At 74.8% G+C, this 14,769-nt stretch carries 13 protein-coding genes; 8 read left to right on the top strand and 5 right to left on the bottom strand.

Annotated elements, in window-relative coordinates:
* Window positions 1-592: 592 nt before the first annotated feature.
* Window positions 593-1,699: a hypothetical protein gene (locus ABZ497_RS21665; RefSeq protein WP_359807539.1), complete on the bottom strand. Its 1,107-nt coding sequence runs from the start codon at window positions 1,697-1,699 to the stop codon at window positions 593-595.
* 576 nt (window positions 1,700-2,275) lie between these two features.
* On the opposite strand from ABZ497_RS21665, the gene ABZ497_RS21660 reads away from it, so the two are divergent.
* The 7 genes from ABZ497_RS21660 (at window position 2,276) to ABZ497_RS21630 (ending at window position 9,345) form a co-directional block, all read left to right on the top strand.
* Entirely contained in the window at window positions 2,276-2,602 is a 327-nt protein-coding gene (locus ABZ497_RS21660; protein WP_359807536.1) for a carboxymuconolactone decarboxylase family protein, read from the top strand.
* A 172-nt stretch (window positions 2,603-2,774) separates the two neighbouring features.
* Window positions 2,775-4,100, top strand: a complete 1,326-nt coding sequence (locus tag ABZ497_RS21655; RefSeq protein ID WP_329485727.1) for a diacylglycerol kinase family protein — start codon at window positions 2,775-2,777, stop codon at window positions 4,098-4,100.
* Window positions 4,101-4,774: 674 nt separating this feature from the next.
* Window positions 4,775-6,343 carry an ATP-binding protein gene (locus ABZ497_RS21650; RefSeq protein ID WP_329485728.1) on the top strand — a complete coding sequence of 523 codons (1,569 nt, stop codon included), beginning with the start codon at window positions 4,775-4,777 and terminating at the stop codon, window positions 6,341-6,343.
* Window positions 6,340-6,747 (top strand): roadblock/LC7 domain-containing protein, encoded by a 408-nt coding sequence (locus tag ABZ497_RS21645; protein ID WP_329485730.1) that lies wholly within the window; start codon window positions 6,340-6,342, stop codon window positions 6,745-6,747. Before ABZ497_RS21650 ends, ABZ497_RS21645 begins: the two co-directional genes overlap by 4 nt.
* Window positions 6,744-7,103, top strand: a complete 360-nt coding sequence (locus ABZ497_RS21640; RefSeq protein ID WP_359807533.1) for a DUF742 domain-containing protein — start codon at window positions 6,744-6,746, stop codon at window positions 7,101-7,103. Before ABZ497_RS21645 ends, ABZ497_RS21640 begins: the two co-directional genes overlap by 4 nt.
* On the top strand, window positions 7,084-7,692 hold the full coding sequence (locus tag ABZ497_RS21635; protein WP_329485733.1) for an ATP/GTP-binding protein: 609 nt from the start codon (window positions 7,084-7,086) through the stop codon (window positions 7,690-7,692). The genes ABZ497_RS21640 and ABZ497_RS21635 overlap by 20 nt, the downstream gene beginning before the upstream one ends.
* Before the next feature lie 126 nt (window positions 7,693-7,818).
* A complete protein-coding gene (locus ABZ497_RS21630) occupies window positions 7,819-9,345 on the top strand; it encodes a cytochrome P450 (RefSeq protein WP_359807531.1) in 1,527 nt (508 codons plus the stop codon).
* 108 nt (window positions 9,346-9,453) lie between these two features.
* Here ABZ497_RS21630 and ABZ497_RS21625 read toward each other — a convergent pair whose 3' ends face one another.
* The 4 genes from ABZ497_RS21625 to ABZ497_RS21610 form a co-directional block, all read right to left on the bottom strand.
* Window positions 9,454-9,939 (bottom strand): hypothetical protein, encoded by a 486-nt coding sequence (locus ABZ497_RS21625; RefSeq protein ID WP_359807528.1) that lies wholly within the window; start codon window positions 9,937-9,939, stop codon window positions 9,454-9,456.
* A 114-nt stretch (window positions 9,940-10,053) separates the two neighbouring features.
* The gene (locus tag ABZ497_RS21620) at window positions 10,054-10,470 is read right to left on the bottom strand and encodes a VOC family protein (protein ID WP_329485738.1); all 417 of its coding nucleotides are present in this window, start codon (window positions 10,468-10,470) and stop codon (window positions 10,054-10,056) included.
* A 10-nt stretch (window positions 10,471-10,480) separates the two neighbouring features.
* Window positions 10,481-10,855 carry a helix-turn-helix transcriptional regulator gene (locus tag ABZ497_RS21615; RefSeq protein WP_329491999.1) on the bottom strand — a complete coding sequence of 125 codons (375 nt, stop codon included), beginning with the start codon at window positions 10,853-10,855 and terminating at the stop codon, window positions 10,481-10,483.
* 170 nt (window positions 10,856-11,025) lie between these two features.
* Window positions 11,026-13,425: an excinuclease ABC subunit UvrA gene (locus ABZ497_RS21610; RefSeq protein ID WP_359807525.1), complete on the bottom strand. Its 2,400-nt coding sequence runs from the start codon at window positions 13,423-13,425 to the stop codon at window positions 11,026-11,028.
* Between the two features lie 374 nt (window positions 13,426-13,799).
* Here ABZ497_RS21610 and ABZ497_RS21605 point away from each other — a divergent pair, with 374 nt between their 5' ends.
* Entirely contained in the window at window positions 13,800-14,609 is an 810-nt protein-coding gene (locus tag ABZ497_RS21605) for an SDR family oxidoreductase (protein ID WP_359807522.1), read from the top strand.
* Window positions 14,610-14,769: the final 160 nt, after the last annotated feature.

Genomic DNA, 14,769 nt, shown 5'->3' with positions numbered 1-14,769 from the left:
GGCCCGAATCCCACGGTCGACACCCCCCTGCGACCGGTCCCGCACGGCGTTCCCCGCGGTGGCCGCGTACCCGCGGCTCGGTGGCGGAGACGGCGCGAGACCACCGGCGGCCCCTCGCCGGGCCGCCGGTGGCCGCTCAGGAAGTGCTCAGCACTGGGGCCGACGGCCGTGATTGGCCCCGCGCTTGGCTCGTGCCTTCTTCTTGCGACGTCGCTTCGACGACATGGCCACTCCTCTCCCGACGGGGTGCGCTGACCCCGGATTCCACCGTGGCACATCGGGCCGCGACGGGCCTCCGGAGCGCGTACGGGAGGGGGATCGGTGAGCGCGGCGGCCGCGCCGGCCGCCCGGGCCCGGTGCGGCCTCCTCGCGTCGGCCCGCACACCGGAGCGGCCGACGTTCCGAGTCGAACCTCCAGTGTTCAGAGTGCTTTTGACTGCTGCTCAGATCCGTTGCTCACGCCCCCGGGGCGCGCCGTGGCATCACGGGTACGGCCGCGCTCGACCCCGGCGAACGGGCGCAACCGCGCGGGCGGGGAGTGGTCCGGGACTGCCGGGGGCCGGCCCAGACGACCGGGGCCGGCCCCCGGCGGTCAGAACGCCGAGGTGTAGGCGGTGAGGAACGGCGCCGACACCGGCGATCCGGCGGCGTTGAAGCAGATCGTGTAGAGCTTCACCGTGCCGGCGCTGCGGGCCCACGGCAGAGCCAGCCCGCACCAGCCCGGGCCGGGGCCGTACGCCGTGGCGTGCGCGGTGTCCGAGGGGACGGCCACCCCGGGCAGTGTGATGGTGAACGGGACCGAACCGGCCAGCGTGTTGGTCGCGCCGCTGGAGTTGAAGTTCGTCGCCGCGGGGACCCCGCCGTTGAACCAGAGGTAGCCGAACGACTTCGGCGGGAACGCCGGCCCGTGCAGGGCGCGCTTGAGGGAGTAGCTCAGCGTCCACCGGGTGTCGTACGGCGCGCCCGCCGCGTTGAAGCAGCTGACCACCACGGTCTGACCGGACGCCGCCGGCGCCCAGTCGGCCACCTTGCAGCGCGCGCCCTGGACCGCGTCGACCGCGGTGACCTCGATGTTCCCGGCAGCGGTGGACAGGCCCAGACCGGGCAGCCAGGCCTTCCAGATCCCGGTCGAGCCGTGACTCACCGTGTTGACCGCGCCGGCGGAGTTGTACTGCGCGAGCACCGCCCCCGAGATGTCCGAGAAGGTGTAGCCGTAGGAGCCGCCGGCCGGCGACGGGGTCCCGCTGCTGGTGGTGTAGAGCACGGTGAACAGCGTGTTGTCGGGGGCGCCGCCCGGCCGGTAGCAGTCCACCGCGACGTCCTGCCCGGTGCCCGCCGTGGACCAGCCCTTGATCTGGCACCAGTTGCCGGTACGGCCGACGGCGGTGGCGTGGGCGATGCCGCCCGGGCCGGCGATGAACGGGAAGTGCACGAGGTACGAGCCGACCGCGAGCTGGTCGACCTTGACGGGGTTGCTCGCCGGGGAGGGCCAGCTGCCCCACTGCCGGGTGGGGTCGGGAACGTACCCGGCGGGCGGGGTCGGGTTGTCGAGGAACGCGAAGCCCCAGCGGTCCGGCACGGCGGCCCGGGCGGGGCCGGCCGTCGGCAGGGCGACCGCCACCACGGCGGCCAGCACGGTCAGAACGAGCAGGACGGCGCGGACGGGTCTGAACGACGGTGCGACAGTGCGGGCATGCATGGGCGTACTCCCTGGGTGGTGAGGAGGGGTGTGCGGCCTGCGTCGGTGCAGCCTGCGCTACGAGCCCGCTCCCGGTCCCCGGGGCGGGCCGTGGCCGACGGGACGCACCGGTGCCCGGAGAGCCCGGTGGTGACCGACGTCGGCCGACGCTGTCGGGGTCAGGCCGACGGCGCCTCACATCGTAGGAGCGCACCGGCCGCAGGCCCAGGCCTCTGGCATGTCCCGGAGGGCGGTTGTCGGCCGTTCGCCGGACCGCCCCACCCGCCCCGGCGGCGCCCGCCGGACGCTCCGCCCCCACCGGCCGGTGGCCACCGGCACCCGGGACCTCACGGCCGGTCGGCCGCCCCAGCCGTACCGCGCCGCCGGCGCCGCGGCGGTGACCGGAACCCGGCCCGGTGGGGCGGGCGGGGCCCGTACGGCGGGCCGGCGCGCCCGGCCCCGGCCGCCCCGCCCGTCGCGGAGTGCGACCGCCACCCATCCGGCCTATGGTCGGTGTACGGGGGCACGGCAAGGCGAGCGGTCCGCTGCTCCCGGAGAGGACGTGCCGGCCCCTCCCGGCGAAGGAGATGGCCCGGTATGACCAGCGCGTCCGAAACCCCCGTGCTCGACACCCTGGCCGCCATGACGCTCGACTCGGTCGAGCGGTGCGGCCTGCCGATGGACACCTTCCTCCTCACCCGGATCGCGGCGCTCGTCGCGATGGACGCACCGCCGATGTCCTACCTGGTCCACATCGGCGCCGCCGACGGAGCCGAGCTGACGGCCGCACAGCTCCAGGACGTGCTGGTCGCCATCGCGCCGATCGTGGGCACCGCCCGCGTGATGTCGGCGGCCGGGCACATCGCGGAGGCCCTCGGCATGGCCATCGCGGTGGCCGAGACCGACATCGCGGCGGGCGGCTGACACCCTTCCTCCACCGGCGGGCGGCGTGCCGCGAGGCCGGCGCCCAGCCGCGACCACCCGAACCGGGTGGCCGGTCGACACGGTCCGGGCACCCGGTGACCGGATGCCCCGCGCCCGGGCGCGCCGCGAGCGTCGTGCCCGGTGCCGGGCGAAGACCGAGGAGACGCGCAGCATGGCGTCCCGTTCCCTCCTGAGTGCCCGCTGGTCCGCCCGGGCGGCCCTGGCCTGTGTGCTGGGCGCGGTGGCCGTGCTGGTGGGCACGGTCGGCGCCGGCGGCATCCTGGTGCTCGCCGTCGGGCTGGCCGGGCTGGCGCTCACGGCGGCCGGGACGTGGTGGGTGGTCTCCCACCACGGGGTCGTCCGGCTGGCGGGCGCCCTGCTCGTGGTCGCGGCGCCCGCGGCCGTCGTGGTGGGCTATGCCCGGGCCGGGCTCTGGCCGGTGGCGCTGGCCGCGCTCGCCCTGTGGGCGGTCGCCGCGGCGTTCGCGCGGTCGGCGTTGCGCGCGGCCCGGCCCTTCCACGGCATGCGGGCGGTGGCCCGCGCACTCCCCCGGCACCCCGTGCTGATCATGAACCCGAGGTCCGGCGGCGGCAAGGTCGACCGGTTCGCCCTGGTGGAGCGGGCCGAGGCCCTGGGCGCCCGGGTCGTCCTGCTGGACACCGCGACCCACGTGGACGTCGCCGAACTCGCCCGCCGGGCCGTGGCGGAGGGCGCGGACCTGCTCGGCGTGGCCGGCGGCGACGGCACCCAGGCCACGGTGGCCGAGGTCGCCGCCGAGCACGACCTGCCGTTCCTGGTGATCTCGGCGGGGACGCGCAACCACTTCGCCATGGACCTCGGCCTGGACCGCGACGACCCGGCCCGCTGCCTGGACGCGCTGACCGACGGGGTGGAGCTGCGGGTCGACCTGGGCACCGTGGGCGGCCGGGCCTTCGTCAACACGGCCTCGTTCGGCGCCTACGCCGAGATCGTGCAGACCCCGCAGTACCGCGATGCCAAGGCCGGCTCGGCCCTCAGCGCCCTCCCCGACCTCCTCCTCGGCCACTCCGGGCACGCCCTGGAGGCGGTGCTGGCGGACGGCACCCGGCTGACGGGACAGCAGGCGCTGCTGGTCAGCAACAACCCGTACACGGCTCCCGAACCGACCGTGGTGGGCAACCGCCGGCCGCGGCTGGACCGGGCGACGCTGGGGGTGGTGGGGATCCGGGTGGGCAACGCGTCGCAGGCCGCCGCCGTGGCGCTGCGGGGCAGCCGGGCGGCGGGCCTGCGCGTCCTGACCGCGCCCCGGGTGGTGGTCGACGCCGATGCCGGGCGGATCTCGGTCGCCGTGGACGGGGAGGCGCTGCGGCTCCCGACCCCGGTCACCTGCGCCGTCCGGCCCGGTGCGCTGCGGGTGCTGGTGCCGCGCGACCGCCCGGGGGCCCCGCCGGCCCGGCCCGCCATGGACTGGCGCGAGGTCGCGGCCCTCGCCCTGGGCCGCCGGCCCCCGTCGGGGTGACGGGGCGCCTGGAGACGGGGGCGCGCGACGGTGGGGCGCGTCGGAGCACCCGCGCGCCGGTCGCGGACTTCGACCGCCCTGCGCGGGTTCCGGTCACGCCGGGCCCACCGGACCGGCGCGCCGCCGAGCACCGGCGGCGTACGCCGGTCCGCCCGGACCGTCCGGGGAACGCCGCTTCGGGGGAACGGCCTTGGCGGTTCACCGGAGCCGGCATCCACCGCACATCACCTGCCGAAGTCCCTCCGCACGGCCCGTCGCAGGCCCGTCGAAGGCCCGTCGCAGACCTCGGCTTAGCACGAACTCGCCACGCTGCGGGGGGATTTCCCGGGGATACCCCTCACATGAGCGAACCCCGCCCCGGCCACGGTACGGCGGGCCCGGGACAGGGCAAGTCTGGTGCCTGTGCTCAGCCGGCCGGCCCGATCTAGCCGGCGTCCGGGTTCCGCGGAACGTGCGACAGAGCCACACCGAATCGGCTATAAAACACTGTTACTGATCTTTCGTCAGGAATGTCCCGGAGTTCCGGTTGTCCCGACCCCGGGCCGGGTCCCGGCGCGCACCCTTCGCGCCGGGGCCGCCCGGCCGGGTGCGGGCGCCGGTCCGCCCACGGTCCGGCGCCGCCGGAGCCGGCCCCCGCCCACTCTCCCCACTCCTTCGAGCGCTTGAGGATGCTGATGCTTCGTGCTGGATCGTCACCCGGAGGCCGACGCCCGGCTCCCGTTCTCGTGTGGCTGGTGCCCACGGTCGTGACGGCGGGCGCCGCTGTCGTCGCCGCGCTGGTGGTCTCCACCGGCGCCCGCGCGGGGGTCCTCTGGTCCGGAGCGGTGGGCACCGCGGCGGTGGCGGTGGTGGCGGCCGAGACGGCCCGCCGGGGCCGCGCCCTCGCCGCCCTGCGCGAACGGTTCGCCCTCCAGGAGAACGAGCTGCGCCGCCGGCTGGCCCGGCAGGAGGCCGAGACCCTCCGGCTCGCCCAGACGACCATGCCCGAGGCGATCGCCCGGCTCCGGCGCGGCACCTCGACCGACGAGATCGTGCGCTCGTACGAGCCCCAGGACACCGGCACCGGCCCGCAGTTCCACGCCGCCCGGCTGGCGGTGCTGCGCAGCATCCTGGAGATCGTCGACACCGAGGAGGGCATGCGCGAGGCCACCCAGCGGGCCTTCGTCAACATCGCCCGCCGCGTTCAGGCGATCGTGCACCGGCAGGCCCAGGAACTGCGCCAGATGGAGGACCGGCACGGCAACGACCCGGCGGTCTTCGAGGACCTGCTGCGCCTGGACCACGGCAACGCCCTGATCGGCCGCCTCGCCGACAGCATCGCCGTCCTCGGCGGCGCCCGCCCCGGTCGCCAGTGGCGCAGGGCGGTCCCGCTGTACAGCGTGCTGCGCGGTGGCATGTCGCGCATCCTCGACTACCGCCGGGTGGAACTGCACCCGGTCTCCCAGGTCGCCGTGGTCGGACCGGCCGTCGAGCCGCTCATCCACGCGGTCGCCGAGCTGCTCGACAACGCCACCCGCTACTCCCCGCCGCAGACCAGCGTGCACCTGACCGCCGTCGAGGTGCAGACCGGCATAGCGATCGAGATCGAGGACGGCGGCCTCAGCCTGAGCGAGGAGGGCCGGGCCCGCGCCGAGCGGATGCTCCTGGAGGCGCAGGCCGGCATCGACCTCAACGACCTCGGGGAGACCCCCCGGCTCGGCCTGGCCGTGGTCGGACGGCTCGCGCAGGCCTACGGGTTCCAGATCTCGCTGCGGCCCTCCGCCTACGGCGGGGTGCGCGCGGTGCTGATCGTGCCGCAGGAGCTGATCACCACCGCCCCCGCCACCGGCCGGGCCCACGGCATCGGTGCCGCCGCGAACCCCCTGCCGGCGCCGGACACCGCGCCCCGGCCCTCGGAGCGGACGCGTCCGGTGTCCGTCTCGCGGCCCTGGGGTTCGCGGACCGTCGCCACCGCCTCGCAGCCGTTCCCGGTCGGCGACGACGTGCCGGTGGTGACCGAGCGGACCGCGAACGGCCTGCCCCAGCGCCGCCGCCACGCCGCGCCCTACCGACGGGGCGCGGCCGAATCCCCCCGGATCGCCCCGGCCCCCCGGGCCCCGGAGCCCGCGCCGGCCCCGGCCCAGGCGCCGGCCCAGCCCGGTATGTGGCTGGCCGCGTTCACCGAGGGGGTGAACGGCCACACGCCGTCCACCGACACGGCCGGCCCCACCAGCGAAGAGTCGTCAGGGAAGAGCGAGCAGTGATTCAGCAGCGGAGCAACATGGACTGGATGCTCAAGGATCTGGCGGAGAGCGTCCCGTACACCCGGCACGTCGTCGTCCTCTCCGCCGACGGTCTGCGGATGGCCCAGCACGGCACCGACAACGACACCGCCGACCGGCTCGCCGCCGCCTGCGCCGGCCTGCAGAGCCTCGCCGCCGCGGTCGGGCACGAGTTCCCGCACAGCGACGGCCGGATGCGGCTGGTCGTGATCGAGATGGGCGGCGGCTTCTTCTACCTGATGGCGGCCGGCGCCCGCGCCTACCTCGCCGTGCTGGCCGACGAGGGCGTCGACGCCGGGCTGATGGGCCAGCGGATGCGCGACCTGGTCGCCCGGATCGGCGAGCACCTCACCACACCGGCGCGCAACGGCGGGCAGGTCGCGTGAGTGCGACCGACCAGGACTGGGACGACGGAGAAGCCGAACGCCTCTACGTGATCACGCGCGGCCGCGGCGGACCGGCCGAGCAGACCACGTTCGACCTGGTCACCCTGATCGTCTCCCGGGCGCAGCCGACTCCCTCGATGCAGCCGGAGCACGCGGCGATCCTGCGGATCTGCGGCTCGCCCTTGTCGGTGGCCGAGATCTCCGCCTATCTGCGACTGCCGATGAGCGCGGTCACCGTCCTCCTGGCGGACCTCCTCGCCGAGGAGCTGATCGAGGCCCGGATGCGGGTCCCCCAGGCCGTCCTTCCCGAACGCGCCCTGCTGGAGGCGGTGATACATGGACTTCAGAGACTCTGAGACGGCCCTGGGCCCGCAGCGCGCGGACCTCCTGCCGGCCTCGGCCACCACGGCGGTCAAGGTGGTGATCGTGGGGGGCTTCGGGGTCGGCAAGACGACCCTGGTCGGCTCCGTGAGCGAGATCCGTCCGCTGACGACCGAGGAGACGATGACGCAGGCCGGAGCCGACGTCGACGACACGGCCGGGATCGAGCGCAAGACCTCGACCACGGTCGCGATGGACTTCGGCCGGATCAGCATCAACGAGGAACTGGTGCTGTACGTGTTCGGCACCCCCGGGCAGGAGCGGTTCTGGTTCCTCTGGAACGGCCTGTTCGAGGGTGCGCTCGGCGCGGTCGTGCTCGTCGACACCCGTCGGCTCGAAGTCAGCTTCGAGGTGATCGGACGGCTGGAGGACCGCGGCGTGCCGTTCGTCGTCGCGGCCAACACCTTCCCCGAGTCGCCGAGTTACCCCGTCGAGGAGCTGCGGGCGGCGCTCGACCTGCCGCCCGAGGTGCCGATCGTGGACTGCGACGCCCGCACCCGCGAGTCCAGCCGTGACGTGCTCCTCGCCCTGATGCGCTACCTGTACGACCGGCCGGCGCCCTAGGGGGCACGGCCCGGCCACCGCGCTCACCGGCCGGTGCCCGGGCCGTGCTCCCTGCCGCCCTTCACACTCCCCCCGCCCGCGACGGCCGCCTCCGGGTGGCCGCCCCGCCCCGACCCCGGAGACACCGTGACCTCCCCGTTCCCTGAGGATGCCCTGCCCACCCCGCCGCCCGGCTGCCCCGCGCACGGCCTCGCCACCGGCGGTTCCGGTACCGGCGGCCTGGGCGCCGGCGGCCTCCGGCGGCTCTACGGGCCCGAGGCCGAGGCCGACCCGGCGGGCCTGTACGAGAAGCTGCGCGCCGAACACGGCGAGGTGGCACCGGTCCTGCTGCACGGCGACCTCCCGGCCTGGCTGATCGTCGGCCACTCCGCGAACCTCATCGCGATGCGCACGCCCTCCCGGTTCTCCCGGGACTCCCGCCGCTGGTCGGCCTTCCAGGACGGGCTGGTCTCCCCGGACTCGCCGCTGATGCCGGTGATCGCCTGGCAGCCGCTCTGCGTGTTCGCCGACGGCGAGGAGCACAAGCGCCTGCGCGGCGCCGTCACCGACGGGCTGAACAGCTTCGACCGGCGCGGGGTGCGGCGCCACGTCACCCGCTTCACCGACCAGCTCGTCCAGGAGTTCGGCCCCACCGGCCGGGCCGAGCTGGTCACCCAGTTCGCCGAGCACCTGCCGATGCTCGTGATGACCCAACTGGTCGGCATGCCGGAGGAGTACGGCCCGCACCTGGTCTCCGCCGCCCGCGACCTGATGAAGGGCACCGAGACGGCCATCGCGAGCAACGACTACGTCGTCGCGACGCTGCGCCGGATGATGGAGCGCAAGCGGGTCTCCCCCGGCCCCGACCTGGTGTCCCGGCTGATGCAGCACGAGGCCGGGCTCACCGACGACGAGGTCCTCGAACACCTGCGGGTCGTCCTGCTCGCCGCGAACGAGACGACCGTCAACCTGATCGCGGACACCCTCAAGATGGTCCTCACCGACCAGCGGTTCCGCACCCACCTGTCCGGCGGCCACATGACCCTGGCCGACGCCCTGGACCAGGTGCTCTGGGACGCGGCGCCGATGTCGCTGGTCGCGGGCCGCTGGGCGACCGGCGACACCGAACTCGGCGGGCAGCAGATCAAGGCCGGCGACATGCTCCTGCTCGGCCTCGCGGCCGGCAACTCCGACCCGGCCATCCGCCCCGACCTGGCCACGCCCCTCCACGGGAACCGCTCCCACCTGGCCTTCGGCGCCGGTCCGCACGAGTGCCCCGGCCAGGACATCGGCCGGGCCATCGCCGAGACGGGGATCGACATCCTGCTCACCCGTCTGCCGGACCTCCGCCTCGCGGTCGAGGAGGAGAAGCTGAGCTGGACGTCGGCCTGGATCTCGCGCCACCTGTCCGCCCTGCCCGTCGAGTTCACCCCGAGGACGCCCGAGGGCGAGCGGCGGGCCCCGACCGGCACGCTGCCGCCGCCGCGCAGCGTTCCCTCCACGCCGCCGCCCGCCACGCCGCAGGCCGTCGGGGCACAGGCCACCGCGTCGCAGGCCGTCGGGGTCGAGCCGGCCGGTCCGGCCGACGCCGAGGACGCGCTCGCCGCCGCCGTCACCGTGCCCCGGCCGCGGCGCTCCTGGTGGGACGCGCTGACCCGGTGGTTCCGGCCCTGAGCCGCTCCGGTCCCTGAGCGGGTCCCGGCCCCGGGCTTCCGGCGCTGAGCCGGGTCCCGCTCCCCGGTCCGGCTCAGGCCCCGGTCCGGCCCCGCTCCCCGGTCCGGCTCAGGCCTCGGCCTCGTCCAGGTCGACGGCGGCCGTGCCGTGCAGCACCCGCCCGGCCACCCGTGCCTCCTCCAGGCTCCGGGTGAAGACGTCGATGCGCTCCCGCGGCTCCAGGGACATCAGACCGGGCGGCCACGTTCCCGGCGGCACCACGAGCACGACGGCCCGGCCGCGCTCCTCGGCCGCCGACTCCCAGCCGGGCGAGACCTCGACCGGGGAGGCGGGCTCCCACACCTGCCGCCCGCCGACCAGGACCAGCCTGGCCAGCAGCGGGCCGCGCACCTCCAGCACCCCGGTGGTGTCCGGCGGGTCCCCCGCCGCCAGCGTGAACCCGCTGTCCACCAGGTTCTCGACGAGTTCGCCGTGCAGCGCGGCGCCGACCTCCACGATCACCTCGGCGAGCGGCGGCCCGTCGGCCGTCTCGCGGATCGCCAGCGCCCACACCATCGGCGCCCGCTGCGGGCCCGTGCCCGCCTCATCGGACATCCGGCCCACCGCCCGCCCGCACGCGGCGCTCCGAGCCGAACGGACCGGCCGGGTGCGGCCGGTGACCTCCCGTCCGGGACGGGGCCGGCGCCCACCGGGCGCGTCCGCCGGGAGTCACCTCGCGAGGGCCTGGGTGAACCGCACCAGGTTGCCGGCCGGATCGCGGAACCCGCAGTCGCGGACGCCGTAGGGCTGGTCCATCGGTTCCTGCAACACCTCCCCGCCGGCCGCGCTGACCCGCTCGAAGGCGGCGTCGCAGTCGTCCGTCGCGAAGATGACACCGCGCAGCAGCCCCTTGGCCATCAGCTCCGCCATGGCCTGCCGGTCCGCCGACGAGGCGTTCGGGTCGGCGAGCGGCGGTTCGAGCACGATGTTCACGTCCGGCTGCGAGGGCGCGCCGACGGTCACCCAGCGCATCCCCTCGAACCCGACGTCGTTGCGCACCTCCAGGCCGAGCACGTCGCGGTAGAAGGCGATCGCCTTGTCGTGGTCGTCGACGGCGATGAAGCACTGCGAGAGCCTGATGTCCATGCGGCCCAGGCTACGACCGGGGGGCGGCGCCCGCTTCTCCGTTCCTGACCGGCCGCGTGTGGATCTTGGCGATGCAGGCCGGGACGGCGGCGCCGTCCTCGTGGTCACGGGCCCGGTAGCTGCTCGGGTTCTCGCCGACCAGCTCGGTGAAGCGGGTGCTGAACGAGCCGAGCGACGTACAGCCGACCGCGAAGCACACCTCGGTCACCGTGAGGTCGCCGCGGCGCAGCAGCGCCTTGGCCCGCTCGATGCGGCGGGTCATCAGGTAGCTGTAGGGCGTCTCGCCGAAGGCGGCGCGGAAGCTGCGGGAGAAGTGGCCCGAGGACATCAGGGCATCCCGGGCCAGGGCGGCGACGTCCAGTGGCTCGGCGTAGTCGCGGTCCATCCGGTCCCGGGCCCGCCGCAGCCGGACGAGGTCGTCGAGCTCTTGCCGCTTCACCCGGCCAGTCTCCCACAGCGCCCCGGACCGGGGCCGGGCGCGGACCCCACCGCCCGCCCGCGCGGACGCGGGGGTCCGCGCGGACGCGGGGGTCCGCGCGGGCGGGGGCGGTGGGGTCAGGCTCCGACGTAGGCGGCGAGGTGCTCGCCGGTCAGCGTCGAGCGGGCGGCCACGAGCTCGGCCGGGGTGCCCTCGAAGACGATCCGGCCGCCGTTGTGGCCGGCGCCGGGGCCGAGGTCGATGATCCAGTCGGCGTGGGCCATGACCGCCTGGTGGTGCTCGACGACGATGACCGACTTGCCGGCGTCGACGAGCCGGTCGAGCAGGCCGAGCAGCTGTTCGACGTCGGCGAGGTGGAGACCGGCGGTCGGCTCGTCGAGGACGTAGACGCCGCCCTTGTCGGCCATGTGGGTGGCCAGCTTGAGCCGCTGCCGCTCGCCGCCGGAGAGGGTGGTGAGCGGCTGGCCGAGGCTGAGGTAGCCGAGCCCGACGTCGGCCAGCCGGCCGAGGACGGCGTGCGCCGCCGGGGTGCGCGCCTCACCGGCGCCGAAGAACTCCTCCGCCTCCGTCACCGACATCGCGAGCACCTCGCTGATGTCGCGGCCGCCGAGCCGGTACTCCAGCACCGCCGCCTGGAACCGCTTGCCCTCGCACTCCTCGCAGGTGCTGGCGACGCCGGCCATCATCGCGAGGTCGGTGAAGACGACCCCGGCGCCGTTGCAGGTCGGGCAGGCACCCTCGGAGTTGGCGCTGAACAGGGCCGGCTTCACCCCGTTGGCCTTGGCGAACGCCTTGCGGATCGGGTCGAGCAGCCCGGTGTACGTCGCGGGGTTGCTGCGCCGCGAGCCGCGGATCGGGCTCTGGTCGACCGAGACCACGCCCTGCTCGGCGCCCAGCGGGCCCTTGACCAGCGAGCCGTGCACGAGCGAGCTCTTGCCGGAGCCGGCGACGCCGGTGACCACGGCCAGCACCCCGAGCGGGATGTCGACGTCGACGTCGCGCAGGTTGTTGGCCGTCGCGCCCCGGACCTCCAGCACGCCGGTGGGCTTGCGCACCTCCTCCTTGACGGCGGCCCGGTCGTCGAAGTGGCGGCCGGTGACGGTGCCGCTGGCCCGCAGCCCCTCGACGGTGCCCTCGAAGCAGACGGTGCCGCCCGCCGTGCCGGCGCCCGGGCCGAGGTCGACGATGTGGTCGGCGATCACGATCGTCTCCGGCTTGTGCTCCACCACGAGCACCGTGTTGCCCTTGTCCCGCAGCCGCAGCAGCAGGTCGTTCATCCGCTGGATGTCGTGCGGGTGCAGCCCCGCGGTGGGCTCGTCGAAGACGTAGGTGGTGTCGGTGAGCGAGGAGCCGAGGTGACGGATCATCTTGACCCGCTGGGCCTCGCCGCCGGACAGCGTGCCGGACGCCCGGTCCAGCGCGAGGTAACCCAGACCGATCTCCACGAACGAGTCGAGGGTCTGCTTCAGCGCCGTGAGCAGGGGCGCCACCGACGGCTCCGTCAGGCCGCCGACCCAGACGGCCAGGTCGCTGATCTGCATCGCGCAGGCCTCGGCGATGCTGATCCGCCCGATCTTCGACGACCGGGCGCCCTCGCTGAGCCGGGTGCCCTCGCACTCGGGGCAGGTGGTGAAGGTGACCGCCCGCTCCACGAACGCCCGGATGTGCGGCTGCAGCGATTCCTTGTCCTTGGACAGGAAGGACTTCTGGATCTTGGGGATCAGGCCCTCGTAGGTGAGGTTCACCCCCTCGACCTTCACCTTGGTCGGCTCCCGGTAGAGGAAGTCCTGCATCTCCTTCTTGGTGAACTTCCGGATCGGCTTGTTCGGGTCGAGGAAACCGGACTCGGCGTAGACCCGCACCGTCCAGAAGCTGTCCGACTTCCAACCGGGGATGGTGAACGCGCCCTCGGCGAGCGACTTGGAGTCGTCGTAGAGCTGGGTGAGGTCGATGTCGGAGACGCTGCCCCGGCCCTCGCAGCGCGGGCACATGCCGCCGGTGCGCTGGAAGGTCGCCTTCACCGTCTTCTTGTCGCCGCGCTCGACGGTGATGGCCCCGCTGGCCCGGACGGAGGGCACGTTGAAGGCGTAGGCGCTCGGCGGGCCGATGTGCGGCTCGCCCAGCCGGCTGAAGAGGATGCGCAGCATCGCGTTGGCGTCGGTGGCGGTGCCGACCGTGGAGCGGGGGTCGCTGCCCATCCGCTGCTGGTCGACGATGATCGCGGTGGTCAGACCTTCGAGGACGTCGACCTCGGGCCGCGCCAGCGTCGGCATGAAGCCCTGGACGAAGGCGCTGTAGGTCTCGTTGATCAGCCGCTGCGACTCCGCCGCGATCGTGCTGAACACCAGGGAGCTCTTGCCCGAGCCGGAGACACCGGTGAGCACCGTCAGCCGGCGCTTCGGGATCTCGACGCTGACGTCCTTGAGGTTGTTCACCCGCGCGCCGTGCACGCGGATCACGTCGTGGCTGTCGGCAGCGTGCGGCGCAGTCGGCTGCGCGTCCGTCCTCTTGGCCATGCCTGTCGTCTCTCCATCCGTCGTGCGGGCCGCCCTCGCGGGCTGTCTCGGCGGCACCGGCTCGATCCAACCAGGTCCCACTGACACTCTCGTGTCCCCGGCCGGGCCGGCGGACCTCGCCGATCCGGCCGTGTCGCCCGCGGGGTCGCGGAACCAGGCTAGGCACGAGCGGGCGGTCGCGGCTTCTCGGATCCTGATCGGTCCGGGTGCCCGCCCGGCGGCGCGCGGTCGCCTCCGGTCGCGGTCCCCGGTCGCCGGTCGCGGCCTTCGATCGCGGTCCTGGGTCACGGCCTCCGGCACGACGGGAGCTGACACGGCGTGAGCATAGGATCCGATGGTTCACGGAGCATCGATCCCGGCGGAGGCGCCCACCCATGTCCGATCAGCGCGTTGTCATCGTGACCGGCGGCGGTACCGGCATCGGGGCGGCCACCGCCCGGCTGCTACGGGCCGAGGGCTGCCGGGTGGTGGTCTCCGGGCGGCGGTCCGAACCGCTGGAGCGGGTGGCCCGGGAGACCGGCGCGCTCGCCCGGGTGTCGGACACCACCGACCCGGACGAGGTGCACGCCCTGGTGGAGGAGACCGTCTCCGCCTTCGGCCGGCTGGACGGGGTGGTGCTCAACGCCGGTGTCGGCCGGGGCGGTTCGGTCGGCGACGTCACCCTGGACGACTGGGAGCTGGTGATGCGCACCAACCTCACCGGTCCCTTCCTCGTACTGCGGGCCGCCCTGCCCCACCTGCTGCGGTCGCGGGGATCCGTGGTGGCGGTCTCCTCGGTCTCCGCCCTGCGCAACGGGGTGGGGAACGCGGCCTACGCCACCTCGAAGGCCGCGCTGCTGCAGCTCTGCCGCTCGCTCGCCGTCGACTACGGCCACCGCGGGCTGCGGGCCAACACCGTCTGCCCCAGCTGGGTGCGCACGGAAATGGCCGACCGCCGGATGGCCCGCTTCGCGGACGAGGAGGGGCTGGCCGACACCGACGCGGCGTACCGGGAGGCGACCCGGCTGACGCCGACCGGCCGGCCGGGCGAGCCCGAGGAGGTGGCCGCGGCGATCGGCTGGCTGCTGTCCCCGGCGGCGAGCTACGTCAACGGCGCGGTCCTCACCGTGGACGGCGGGGTCACCGCCCTCGACCCGGGCACCACGGCCTTCGACTTCCGGCTGGAGCCGCGGCACGGCGCCTGACACCGCCCGGGCTCGTCCGACCGCGAGCCGGTCGGCCGGCTGGTCGGCGCTCCGCACGCCCTCTCGAACCCGCCGTCCGGGCACGGGGCCCGCTGCCCGCCCTGCTGCGGCTGCGGCTGCGGCTGCGGCTGCGGGACGCCACCCTCGCGCTCTGCTCGCC

This window comes from Kitasatospora sp. NPDC005751 (assembly GCF_040630835.1).
GTDB lineage: Bacteria > Actinomycetota > Actinomycetes > Streptomycetales > Streptomycetaceae > Kitasatospora.
The sequence above is the reverse complement of the archived record's forward strand: the minus strand, read 5'-3'. Positions and strand labels throughout refer to the sequence as shown.